Annotated in this window: 15 protein-coding genes and 1 tRNA gene; 11 read left to right on the top strand and 5 right to left on the bottom strand. The window is 26.8% G+C overall.

Annotated elements, in window-relative coordinates; genetic code table 4:
- Positions 1–207: 207 nt before the first annotated feature.
- Positions 208–471 carry a hypothetical protein gene (locus N9R85_RS03265; RefSeq protein ID WP_262858567.1) on the bottom strand — a complete coding sequence of 88 codons (264 nt, stop codon included), beginning with the start codon at positions 469–471 and terminating at the stop codon, positions 208–210.
- Between the two features lie 331 nt (positions 472–802).
- Here N9R85_RS03265 and N9R85_RS03270 point away from each other — a divergent pair, with 331 nt between their 5' ends.
- Positions 803–1,060 (top strand): variable surface lipoprotein, encoded by a 258-nt coding sequence (locus tag N9R85_RS03270; protein WP_262858568.1) that lies wholly within the window; start codon positions 803–805, stop codon positions 1,058–1,060.
- A 397-nt stretch (positions 1,061–1,457) separates the two neighbouring features.
- Here N9R85_RS03270 and deoC read toward each other — a convergent pair whose 3' ends face one another.
- The 4 genes from deoC to N9R85_RS03290 all read right to left on the bottom strand — a co-directional run bounded on the left by deoC (position 1,458) and on the right by N9R85_RS03290 (position 4,745).
- Complete coding sequence (gene deoC, locus N9R85_RS03275; RefSeq protein ID WP_262858569.1) at positions 1,458–2,120, bottom strand: deoxyribose-phosphate aldolase; 663 nt, start codon at positions 2,118–2,120, stop codon at positions 1,458–1,460.
- Positions 2,121–2,131: 11 nt separating this feature from the next.
- Positions 2,132–3,427 carry a pyrimidine-nucleoside phosphorylase gene (locus N9R85_RS03280; RefSeq protein WP_262858570.1) on the bottom strand — a complete coding sequence of 432 codons (1,296 nt, stop codon included), beginning with the start codon at positions 3,425–3,427 and terminating at the stop codon, positions 2,132–2,134.
- 1 nt (position 3,428) lies between these two features.
- Positions 3,429–4,133 carry a purine-nucleoside phosphorylase gene (gene deoD, locus N9R85_RS03285; protein WP_262858571.1) on the bottom strand — a complete coding sequence of 235 codons (705 nt, stop codon included), beginning with the start codon at positions 4,131–4,133 and terminating at the stop codon, positions 3,429–3,431.
- A 150-nt stretch (positions 4,134–4,283) separates the two neighbouring features.
- Positions 4,284–4,745, bottom strand: coding sequence for an L-threonylcarbamoyladenylate synthase (locus tag N9R85_RS03290; protein WP_262858572.1), 462 nt, complete (start codon positions 4,743–4,745; stop codon positions 4,284–4,286).
- A 42-nt stretch (positions 4,746–4,787) separates the two neighbouring features.
- On the opposite strand from N9R85_RS03290, the gene mutM reads away from it, so the two are divergent.
- The 10 genes from mutM to N9R85_RS03340 form a co-directional block, all read left to right on the top strand.
- Positions 4,788–5,636, top strand: coding sequence for a bifunctional DNA-formamidopyrimidine glycosylase/DNA-(apurinic or apyrimidinic site) lyase (gene mutM / locus N9R85_RS03295; RefSeq protein WP_262858573.1), 849 nt, complete (start codon positions 4,788–4,790; stop codon positions 5,634–5,636).
- Entirely contained in the window at positions 5,636–6,172 is a 537-nt protein-coding gene (locus tag N9R85_RS03300) for an isochorismatase family cysteine hydrolase (protein ID WP_262858574.1), read from the top strand. Before mutM ends, N9R85_RS03300 begins: the two co-directional genes overlap by 1 nt.
- Positions 6,172–6,510, top strand: coding sequence for a Smr/MutS family protein (locus tag N9R85_RS03305; protein ID WP_262858575.1), 339 nt, complete (start codon positions 6,172–6,174; stop codon positions 6,508–6,510). Before N9R85_RS03300 ends, N9R85_RS03305 begins: the two co-directional genes overlap by 1 nt.
- Before the next feature lie 6 nt (positions 6,511–6,516).
- Positions 6,517–7,014, top strand: a complete 498-nt coding sequence (locus N9R85_RS03310; protein WP_262858576.1) for a dUTP diphosphatase — start codon at positions 6,517–6,519, stop codon at positions 7,012–7,014.
- Positions 7,015–7,035: 21 nt separating this feature from the next.
- Positions 7,036–7,120, top strand: a tRNA-Leu gene (locus tag N9R85_RS03315).
- 135 nt (positions 7,121–7,255) lie between these two features.
- Positions 7,256–9,538, top strand: coding sequence for a copper-translocating P-type ATPase (locus N9R85_RS03320; RefSeq protein ID WP_262858577.1), 2,283 nt, complete (start codon positions 7,256–7,258; stop codon positions 9,536–9,538).
- 486 nt (positions 9,539–10,024) lie between these two features.
- Positions 10,025–10,396, top strand: a complete 372-nt coding sequence (locus tag N9R85_RS03325) for a type III restriction endonuclease subunit M (protein WP_262858578.1) — start codon at positions 10,025–10,027, stop codon at positions 10,394–10,396.
- Between the two features lie 16 nt (positions 10,397–10,412).
- Entirely contained in the window at positions 10,413–10,925 is a 513-nt protein-coding gene (locus N9R85_RS03330; protein ID WP_262858581.1) for a DNA methyltransferase, read from the top strand.
- A complete protein-coding gene (locus N9R85_RS03335; RefSeq protein WP_262858579.1) occupies positions 10,825–11,733 on the top strand; it encodes a DNA methyltransferase in 909 nt (302 codons plus the stop codon). Before N9R85_RS03330 ends, N9R85_RS03335 begins: the two co-directional genes overlap by 101 nt.
- Positions 11,720–12,485, top strand: a 766-nt coding sequence (locus N9R85_RS03340) for a DEAD/DEAH box helicase family protein (protein ID WP_262858580.1), incomplete at its 3' end; no start/stop codon positions are given. The genes N9R85_RS03335 and N9R85_RS03340, both read left to right, overlap by 14 nt.

Genomic DNA, 12,485 nt, shown 5'->3' on the forward strand with positions numbered 1-12,485 from the left:
TTTAAAATCGGTTTGATCAATAATTTTGCAATATTTAACTTTTTGTTCAAATGTAAAATGTTTGGACATAAAAATAACACTCCTTTATTTTGGAGTGTCAAATTTTTTTCACCTAACTTATTTAATTTAATGTGTTTACAATTTATATAAGATGTATATTTTTAATTTAAAACTAATTATCACGTGAAGTTAAAACTAATATCACAACTACAAAAGTAACAAACGGAGTAAAAAACCCATTTTTAATAAATGTCTATATTTTTCTCTAACATTACCTAGCAACATCATATGAGTAATTAGACCTATAAAAGCAAATATACTTGATAAAATACCTAAAATAGCAATAGTAATCACTTTTGGACTTGTAAATACTACACCTATAATAGCACTAATAAGTATAATTATAAAAACCTTACTCAATAAATTTGTTAAAGCTATTTTTTTATTAAAACTCATTTTTGAACCTTTCATTTTTTAATTATTTCGATATAACAATATAATTTAAAAAAAACGGAAGTAAATAATTAAATTAGTTCCATTTTAGCTATAGTAAATTAGAATCTATATAAAAAATGATTCTAAAATAGATTGTAGAAACATATTAAATATTCTAATAATAAAAGAAAAATTTTATTTCAATTATTAAATTTTAACAATGAGAATAAGATACTAAAAAATGCTTTTATATATAATTTTTAGACAAATAAAATAGATAATATTAATAAAATCGAACTTTAAATAGAAGTTTGATTTTATTTTATTAATATTTTGATTTTTTAACTTTATGTTATATTTTTTACCAATGACAAAAATAAAAACTAAAATACAGAAAGAGAGAGATAATATTATGTCAAAAATAAAACATTTTTTACTTGGTTTAGTTGCTTTGTCAACTACACCTTTTATTGCAATATCTTGTAATAAAAACGAACACAAAAATAACAATATAGAAAAATCTAATTCTTCAGAGGAAAAAGCAAATCCAATCTTAGAAAAAAGAGAAGAAAAAGCAGTGCAACAAAAATCAGCATGAAGAAAATTCAAAGAAGAATATAGCTAATCCAAAAAAACTTTAATTACACAATTTTATGAAAAAGACTTTTTAAGAGAAAATGAACATCTAAAGGGAATTTGAGAGTATGAAAATCAAAGTCAATTTATAAGATTAGAAGATGAAGCACAAGAAGAATATGAAAATTTAGACAACCTTAAAAGAAAAATTATTTTTTGTACTAGTTCAAACATAACTATAGATCCAACTTCAATTAAAGTTAGAAAAAACGATGAAAATAGCGTTATTATTTCATGAAAAATCAATCAAAATAGTGAAAAAACTTACTCAATTGTAGTATCTGATATAAAAATAAAAAACTTAGAACAAGAAGAAAATTCAGATCAAGATTTAGAATAAGTGAACAAAAAATCTAGAACCTATATTTCTAGATTTTTTGTTTTAATTAATATCCACCTTTAGAATCTTTACCTTCAACAATAGCTACTGAACGACTTGTTCCAAATCTTATAGCACCCGCGTTGTACATAGCAATTAAATCATCCATATTGCTAATTCCACCTGCAGCTTTAATTAATAAAGTATCTCCAGCAACACGTTTCATAATTTCAACATCTTTTAAGTTAGCACCTCTAAAACTAAACCCTGTAGATGTTTTAATAAATTCAGCACCTGATTTCATAACAATTTCTGTAGCTTTTTCAATTTCTTTTTCAGATAATAAAGCAGTTTCAATAATAACTTTTAATACATGTGAACCAATTGCTTCTTTAACTTTTTTAATATCGTTTAAAACATATTCATAATCACCTTGTTTAAATTTACCAATATGAATAACCATATCGATTTCATCTGCACCGTGATCTATAGCTAATTTTGCTTCTTGAGCTTTAGCTTGTGTAATCATAGCTCCTAAAGGGAAACCTACAACACTAGTAATCCCTACTTCGCTACCTTTTAATTTTTCTGCAACATATCTTACTCACGAAGAATTAACACACACTGTTTTAAAACCGTATTTCTTAGCTTCATCAATTAATTTAATTAAATCCTTTTCTGTCGCTTCAGGTTTTAAATATGTATGATCTATCATTTTATTGTAATTCATCTCTCTTCTCCTTATTTTAATTTACCTAAAATAATTTTATTTTCAACTTTATGTTTATTTATTTTATACCCTCGCTCTAATTCAGGAACTAATTCTGTTGATATTGGATTTGATGAGTATAAGTTAAATAAAACTTCACCTTTTTTAACGTATTCATTTGTTTTTTTAGCAATACTTATTCCTGCTTCAAAATCAATTGAATCTTCTTTTGTTTTTCTACCAGCACCTAATTTCATAGCTACTATACCAAATGTTAAACTATCGAAAATTTTTACGTAACCTTCTTCTTTTGAAATAACTTCTAATTTATATTTTGGATTTCAAAAGTTAGGATCCTTTAGTGCTTCAACATCCCCACCTTGTAATTTTATAAATTCATAAAACTTAGCAAGTGCACTTCCATCTTCGATTGATTTTTTAACAAGAGCAATACCTTCTTCATGTGAGTTAGCAATTTTTGATTGTTCTAAAATTGTTGCACATGAAGAATAAACCAATTCATTAAAATCTTCAGGACCTTGACCTTTAAGTGTTAAAATAGCCTCTAAAACTTCATTTTTATTACCGATTTCTCTACCGATAGGTCTATTCATATTTGTAATTTCAGCTCTAACATCTACATTTAATTCTTTACCAATGTTTATCATTGTTTGAGCTAGTTCAATGGCACTTTTTTCATCTTTCATAAAAGCACCGTTTCCGCATTTAACATCAAGTAAAATTGCATTTGAACCTGTAGCGAGCTTCTTCGACATAATTGAAGAAGCGATTAAAGGTATTGCTTCTACAGTTGCGGTAACATCACGTAAAGCATATAATTTTTTATCAGCCGGCACAAGTTTTGAACTTTGACCAACAACTGCAATTTTATGTTCCTTTACTTGTTTAATAAAATCTTCTTCGCTAACTTCTACATTAAACCCAGGAATAGATTCTAGTTTATCAATTGTTCCACCTGTGTGACCTAAACCACGACCACTCATTTTTGCAACAGGGGCACCTATTGATGCAACAATTGGAGCAACTGCTAAAGTTGTTTTATCTCCAACTCCACCAGTGCTATGTTTATCAACTTTAATTCCAGGTATTTCTGATAAATCAATAACATCACCAGAATACATCATCTCTTTAGTCATTGTTGCAATTTCTCTTGGTGTCATTGAATTAAAAACTACTGCCATTAAAAAAGCACTAATTTGATAATCAGGTGTTGAACCATCTACATAAGAACTAATCAAAAATTTAATTTCTTCATCGCTTAATTCTTGATTTCTTCTTTTTTTATCAATAATATCAACTACTCTCATATTATTTTGCTAAATTTAAAGCAATCTCCATCATTTTTGTAAATGCTGTTTGACGTTCTTCTGACGAAGTTTCTTCGTGTGTAATTAAATTATCACTAATTGTTAATAAACACGCAGCTTCTTTACCTGTTGCTTCAGCGTTTGTAAATAAAGCGTACGATTCCATTTCAACACAAATGGCTTCAGTATCTTTAATTCTATCTTCAAGAGGAACAACTGAATAAAAGACATCAGATGAATGAACTCTACCCTCATTTAAGTTTATATTTAATTTAGATGCAATTTCTCTAATTTCATTATTTAATTTATTACTTGGTTTAGCAACATTTCCTGGTTTTCCTAAAGCAATTCTTCTAAATGCATCACCATCAGCGAACGCTTCTGTTGCAAGAACCACCTCGTATAAACCTAAATCTTTTTTATAAGAACCCGCAGATCCAATTCTAATAATTCTATCTACGTCATAAAATTTAAATAATTCGTATGAATAAATTCCGATTGAAGGACAACCCATTCCGCTTCCTGCGACTGTTACAGGTTTTCCTTTATATGTTCCAGTATACATGAACATATTTCTAACTGAATTTACTAATTTATATCCCGGATCTAAAAATGTTTCGGCAATATATTTAGCTCTTAACGGATCTCCAGGCATAATAACTGTTTTTGCAATTTCTTCTTTTTTTGCACTAATATGTGGTGTCATATTTTCTCCTATTTCTAACATTGTAATTTGGGTTATTTACATTGCATTTTACAAAGGAATATAATAGACTAGTATTAATATTAAAAAATAACCAATATTATTTTAACACTTTAAAAATAAAATGGTTATTTTTTGTTTTTCATACCATAATTAACGCTTTATAACTTCGTTTGTATCTAAATTTATTAATTTGCTTGGGACATTACTTCCTAGTCCAAAATCATAAACATTTTTAACTTCAGGAAAAACATCTTTCGCTTGTTCGATTTTAATCGGAGGAAATCCGGATTTATTAGCGCTGGTCATATAATGCGGACCATTTTTTAATAAAAAATCAATTAATTGTTTATTATTTGGCATTCTAAAACCTTGATTATTAACTATGATAGTAGTCGCACCCGGCCATTCTTTTTGTGCTATTCTTTTTGCTGTTTGATTAAATTGATCAAACTCTAATGCTTGTTCAATTGAGCCGATCAAAATTATTAATTTTTTATTAGAAGGTCTATTTTTTAAAAAATAAATTTTTTCTAAAACTTTATCATTTACCTTACCACCAATACCAACAACCGTATCTGTGCTACAAATTATAATATCATCAAAATTATTCATATAATTATTTTAATACTTTTTAATATTTAATATAATAAAAGCATGCCAGAATATCCAGAAGTTACAGTTGTACAAAGAGCATTAAATAAACATGTTCAAGACAAAAAAATATTAAAAGTAGAAGTTAAAATTTCAAAATTAATAAAAAATACAGACGAAAAAAATTTTATTAGTTTTTTAACAAATAAAACAATATCTAATATTGAAAATATTGGTAAATTTTTAATATTTAATTTTAATGATAAATCAAGACTCATTTCTCATTTGAGGATGACAGGAAAATATTTTGTTAGAGATACCAATGACCCCGCTTTATATGCTTATAGGGGTGATTGTATTTATTTTACATTAGATAATCAAAAAGTACTTGTGTATAATGATTCAAGAATGTTTGGAAGTTTTGAGATTTTACCAAGTGAAGATCAAAGAAGTATATACGAAATTAAAAATCTTGCTTTTTTACCAGAAAGTGTTGATGTTGACGCATTATTTAATAAATTAAAAAGAAAAACAGTAAGCATTAAAAAAGTTCTTTTAGATCAATCTCTTGTTTTAGGGATTGGTAATATTTACGCTGACGAAAGTTTGCATATGACAAAAATTTACCCAATGACTCCCGCTAATAAAATAACAAAAAATGAACTCGAACAACTTTTGATTAATGCCCAAAAAATAATGGATCAAAGTATTATTCACAATGGTAGCACAGTTAATTCTTATGCATCAGTAAACGGAGTTAGCGGTGAGTTTCAAAATTTCTTAAAAGTCTACGGAAGAGAAAATCAAATATGTAACACTTGTCAAAGTGATAAAATAGTTAAAGTAAAATTAGATTTTAAACCTAACGGTAGAGGAACAAGTTATTGTCCAACATGCCAAAAGGAGAGATAATGCAAAAAAAACTAACTATAGTAGTAGATATGTTGAATGGTTTTACAAAATTTGGACCACTTTCAAGCCCGTTAATTAAAAATATTATCCCTAACATAAAAAAGGTTTTAAATAAAGCTGAAAACATCATTTTCTTAGCGGATGCACATAGCGAAGATGACCTTGAAATGAAATCATATCCTCCGCATTGCTTAAAAGGTACTCCTGAATCTGAAATAGTTGATGAGTTGATTGAATTTGTTGAAGATGGCAACAAAAATGTGATTTACAAAAATACAACAAATGGTTTCTTCGAGATTAGACCTGATTACTGAGATAGATTTAATAGTTTTGAAATAGTAGGGTGTTGTACAGATATTTGTATTTTGCAATTAGCTTTAAGTTTAAAAATGTGATTAAATAAAATAAACTCAGATAAAGAAGTAGTTATAATAGAAAATTCTGTAGCAACTTTTGATTCTGAAAACCACAACGCAAAGGAATTTCACCAAAATGCATTAAATATTATGAAAAATGCAAATATAGTGATTAAATAATGAAAAACACAATTGATATACATGGTTTCACACATGAAGAAGCATTACCTAAAATACAATTAAAAATTTTAGAATTATTAAATAACAAGCACGATCATATCAAAATAATTACAGGTAAGGGGACTGGTGTTTTACAAAATTCAGTCGAAAACTTTATTATTGAACATAATAAACATGATGAAATAAAATTATCTTATACAGTTACTAATAATGGTGGCACCTATATAATAAGAAAAAATAATGATATAGAGCAAGATTATTGCTACGAAGATGATTATTACGAATTAGATCAAGAAGATATTGATAGCATTTTTGAGCAAATAGAAGACTGAAGATAGGAAAAGATGAATTTAGAAATATTATTTGAATTACAAAAAAAATTGGACACAAAAATACACCAAAAAAGAAAGACAACACACCCCGAATTTAGTGACAAGAACATAAAAACACAAAAAATGCTTGCTTTGATTATCGAAGCAGCAGAATATGTTAATGAAGTTCAAAGTTTTAAATACTGGAAGAATAATAAAAATATTAACATTGAAGCAATTAAAGAAGAATTTGCTGATTTAATGCATTTTTTAATAACAATAGGTTATGAACATAATGTAAATCCTAATTTTGAACCAAAAATAATTAACGATGATATAAATGAACAATTTAAAGAATTATTTATAAGCATAAGCAATTTAATTTCTAATCCTAATTCACAAAATGTAATATATGTGTTTGAGATAGCTTTAGGTTCATTTACTATGCAAGGATTTAGTTATTCTGAATTATTTTGATCATATTTTAAAAAGAATCAAAAAAACTACAAAAGATTATATTCAAATTATTAATTAATAGTATAATTTAAATATGCCTTAGTGGTGGAATTGGCAGACACAGCGGACTCAAAATCCGCCGGAATTTTCCTTGCAGGTTCAAGTCCTGTCTGAGGCACCATATATATTTAAAATATACCAACTTTAACAATTAGATTTCTAATTGTTATTTTTTATATGATAAAAATTGTTTTTTATTAAAAAAGATAATTAATATCAATTATAATTAGTAATACGTATAATAAGGAGAATAAAAATGTGTAAAAATAAAAAAACTCATTGCCATAGTAATAAATCATTTTCAGATAACGAAAAAAACAAAAGCCACAAGCGTCATGAGCACTCAAATAATGAACATCATGAACATTCAAGTCATGAGCACTCAAATCATGAGCATCACAAACAACATGAACACTCAAATAATGAACATCATGAACATTCAAGTCATGAGCATCACAAACACAATAATCACAAACAACATGAGCACTCAAATCATGAACAACACAAACACAATAATCACAAACATCATCAACATTCAAGTCATGAGCATCATGAACACTCAAATCATGAACATCACGATCACACCGAACATCATATAATGATGATTAAAGATTTTAAAACTAAATTTTTTATATCTTTACTATTCACTATACCAGTCATTCTTATATCGGCCTTATTCGCAAAAATAATAGGTTCAAATATTTTAAGATTTGAAGGTTCGGAATATCTAGAATTGGTTATTTCTAGTTTTATTTTCTTTTATGGTGGTATTCCTTTCTTCAAAGGTGCATTTGAAGAAATAAAAAGTAAAAAACCTGGAATGATGACTTTAATCGCAATAGCAATAACGGTTGCATATACTTATAGCGTTTATACAGTTATTGCACAAAAAAGTAATAATTTCTTTTGAGAATTAGTGACATTAATAGATATTATGTTATTAGGTCATTGAATTGAAATGCATTCAGTCGTTAGTGCATCAAATTCATTGAAAAAATTAGCTAATTTAATCCCTGATAAAGCTAATTTAATCATAGAAAACGAAATAAAAGAAATCGAAACATCAAAACTTAAAATTGGTGATATTATATTAGTAAAACCGGGTGATAAAATACCTAGTGATGGTATCATAATTAACGGAAATTCTAAAATTAATGAATCTATGTTAACCGGTGAATCAAAATTAATTTCTAAAACAATAGGAGATAAAGTTATTGGTGGTTCTATTAACACTAACGGTTCTATTGAAATTGAAGTTACAGCAACAAACGAAAATAATTATTTATCTAAAGTAATTAAATTAGTTCAAGAAGCAAAACAATCTAAATCAAAAACTCAGCACTTAGCTGATAAAGCAGCCTTTGCTTTAACAATTTTATCTATTAGTGTTGGAATTATTACTTTTATTGTTTGATTAGCAATAAATAAAGATTTAGATATTTCAATAAAAAATGCAGCAACAGTTATGATTATAACTTGTCCGCACGCATTAGGATTAGCGATACCCCTTGTAGTTTCAAGATCTACCGATCAATTAGCTAAAAATGGTATATTAGTTCGTAACAGAGTAGCCTTTGAAAAATCAAGAAAAGTAAATGTTGTTGTTTTTGACAAAACAGGTACATTGACTTATGGTAATTTTGATATAGAAAATATAAAAATTTTTGATAGCAAATATAACCAAAATAAAATAATTCAAATTGCTCACTCGCTTGAAAAACATTCAAATCACCCTATAGCAAATGCTATTTCTAATTATGCACAAAAATTAAATATATCATCATATAAATTATTAAGCAACAATATTATTCCTGGATATGGACTAAATGGTTCCTTAGATATTGATGGAGAAGTTAAGAATGTAAAATTAGTTAATTTTCAATACTTAACTACAAACAATTTAAACATCAATTCAATAGAGAACTCTATTGCCACAAATGTATTTTTATTAATAGAAAACGAACTTATTGCTCATTTTTCACTTAATGATAAAATAAGAGAAGAATCATACGATACGATAGCAAAATTAAAAGAAAAAAACATTAAAACTTATATGTTAACAGGCGATAATGAATTAGTAGCCCAAAATGTCGCAAATAAATTAGGTTTAGACGGATATTTTGCGAATGTATTGCCTGATCAAAAAGAATCAAAAATAAGAGAATTACAAAAAAATAATAATATAGTTATGATGGTCGGAGATGGAATAAATGATGCTCCTGCACTTGCAAGAGCTGATGTTGGAGTTTCTATTAGTTCAGGAACTGATATTGCACAAGAAACCTCTAATATTATACTAATTAATAACAACTTAAAAGATGTATTAAAACTAACTAGTTTTGCTAAAAAAACATATAATAAAATGATTCAAAACTTAGTATGAGCAACACTTTATAATCTTATAGCAATACCGCTTGCTGCTGGTGTGCTTTCAAGTATTAATATTACAATTAGCCCTGAAGTTGGAGCGATATTTATGACATTAAGTACTGTCATAGTTGCGATTAATGCCATGTTATTGAGAATAAAAAAACATTAGGAAGCTAATGTTTTTAAAATGAAATATCAAGTGCAACACTTTCGTGCTTGGTATTTTTATTATATTTTAATGATCTAAAATTTATATAGTTAAAATTAAAATATTTTTTTAATTCTCTGCGTATAAGTCTATTTCAGTTTTGTTTGATCCACGTTGGAATGATACATAAGGTTCTGCTCTATAGATTTTAATATTTAATCACTTAGCTAAAATACCTATTTTTTAAGTTCAATTCCATTATTGATTTAACATTAAGTTTATTTTTAATAATCATTTGATTTAATTTTGCATTTATTTCATTCAGTGATTTAGAACTAAAAGAATCCGCAAAACCAATTCTAGTTTTACGCTCATTTAAAGTTATTATAATAATTTATTAGAGCAATTATATTTAATTAGTTAGATTAATAAAATTAATATTATAAACAATTCTACTTTTTAAAATTGTTTATAATATAAATATACAAATTATAAGAAGGGATAAATATGGAAAATAAACATTATTCTCAGCTACTTGAGGATTATAAAAACAAAATTGATGAATTATCAATAAATGACTTAAACAACGATCAAAAGGCAATATGTAAAACGATCTTAGAAAACTTGCTTGATAAAACTCAATTACAAAACGTATACCAATTTTTAATGCAAAGAGTAAAAATTGGGTTTACATTCGATTCAGCACCTGAAATTAATAGCAAAACTATTTCAGTGCTTAAACACAACAATGAAAAGTCTTTTAGATTCAATGAATCTAAAAGTGAAAACAACTTGATCATAGGTGAAAACTATGATGCTCTTAAAAATTTATTAGTAATAGAGAGAGAGAGAGAGAGAGAGTCGCGGCTTAGATTATAACTACGATGTAATCTATATTGACCCTCCTTATAACACAGAATCAGCACGTACAGACGGAAATAACTCTGCAAATGACAAAGTGAATGTTTCCGCTTCAAAATTTATATATCGTGATAAATTCAGCCGTAATGGTTGACTTAACATGATGAATGAAAGACTTAAATTGGCTAAGAAACTTCTCAAAGATGACGGAGTTATTTTTGTATCGATTGATGATAACGAACAAGCATATTTAAAGGTCTTGATGGATGAAATTTTTGGAGAAGAGAATTTTGTTGGTAACTTACCGAGATTAACAGTTAAAGGCGGAAAAACACAAACAAAACTATTCTCATCAAATCACGATGAATTAATTATCTTTGCAAAAAATATTAATAATATTTATATTAAAAAAGATTTAGTTGTAGATCAAGCGTTTAACAAAGAAGATGAATATTTGATTAAGCGAGGACAATATCATACAAAAACAAAGCTTAGATACAAATTCATTAGGTTATGTAAAATCACTTGACTACCCCATTATTTTTAAAGGTAAAACTTATTACCCAGGTGGTAAAGAATTATATGATTTAAGACAAAAAAATAATTTTAGTAATGGGAATGGTTGACGTTGAACATGATCGAAAGAATTAACTAATTTTGCCATTGAAAACGACTTTGTAACTGTTAGAAATAACAGATTATGGCCTAAGAAATATTTAAATGCAAAAATAGAAAAAATTAACGATTGTTATTCAATTGTACATGAAGAAAGAAGAAAATCAGTATCAGATTTAGAATTTGTAAATAATATTTATTCAAATACCATGGGTAACTATAATCTTGAAGATATTATAAGAGGTAAAGTATTTTCCAATCCAAAACCAACATCATTAATTAAAAGAATTATAAATTTAACTTCTGACAAAAACGCCCGTGTTTTAGACTTTTTCGCAGGTTCAGGAACAACAGGTCACGCGGTTATGGACCTAAATAAAGAAGATGGCGGAAATAGAACTTTTACACTAGTAACTAATAATGAAAATAATATCGGTTATGATGTTACTTACGAACGTTTATATAGAGTAAATCATGGTATCGGTACAAATAATGAAACTTTTAAATGAACCGAAAAGAATGATCCATATAAACAAAATTTAAATGTTTTTGACCTAGAATATAGTAATATTAGTGTAGACCAAAATCAAATTAAAACAGAATATTTAGTCGATACTCTTAGAGAATCCTTAACTAAGTTTCAAGTTAAAGACATTAGTAATGATGAGTTATTGAACAATTTAACTAATTTATATTCATTAGATAAAGAGGAAGTTGACAAACCTGATGAAACTAACTAATACCCAAGATAGAGCAGTTTCGCAACTCTTAAAACATTTTAATAACTCATATAGTCTTAATCAATCTAAAATAGTTGAATTTAAAGCACCGACAGGTTCAGGTAAAACTTTTATGATTGCTAACTTTATTGATAAAGCAATCACTATTAATAAACAAAGAGATAATAAACCTATTATTTTTGTAGTTATGACATTATCTAATGCAGAATTACCTAAACAAATGGAAGATAATTTTAACGAATATAAATTTTATTTAGAAAATAGAAATGAACTTATTTTTGAAAGAAAAGAATCTCCGTCAAGCACTAAAAATAACGTTAAAGACGCTGATTATACATTTAAAGTTGAAACTAATAAAGTATTTATTTTAGGAGCTTCTTCCTTTGGTGCTAACAGAATATATACCGAACAAGGTATTTTAGATAAATTCATTTCAGAAATCTCAAACAATTACTTTGTTATTTTCGTTCGAGATGAAGCACATATTGGAACAAGAGAATCAGGGATTAAAGGTAGAAATAAACAAGCCGTTGAAAACTTTTACGAGAAAATGAGTAAAGCAGCTAATTTTCAAATTAATATGACCGCTACACCAAAAGGTATTTATGAACAAGTTAAGATTAGTGAAAAAGAACTAAAAGAAGATGATATTAAATTACTTAAAATTAATGGTCATTTAAATGAAGGATTATCTGAAATTAACAGTGAACAACTTAGTGACTTAGAATTATTAGATGTTGCATGTGCTAAAT

This window comes from Mycoplasma sp. CSL7503-lung, assembly GCF_025515455.1.
Taxonomy (GTDB): Bacteria; Bacillota_I; Bacilli_A; order Mycoplasmatales; family Metamycoplasmataceae; genus Mycoplasmopsis.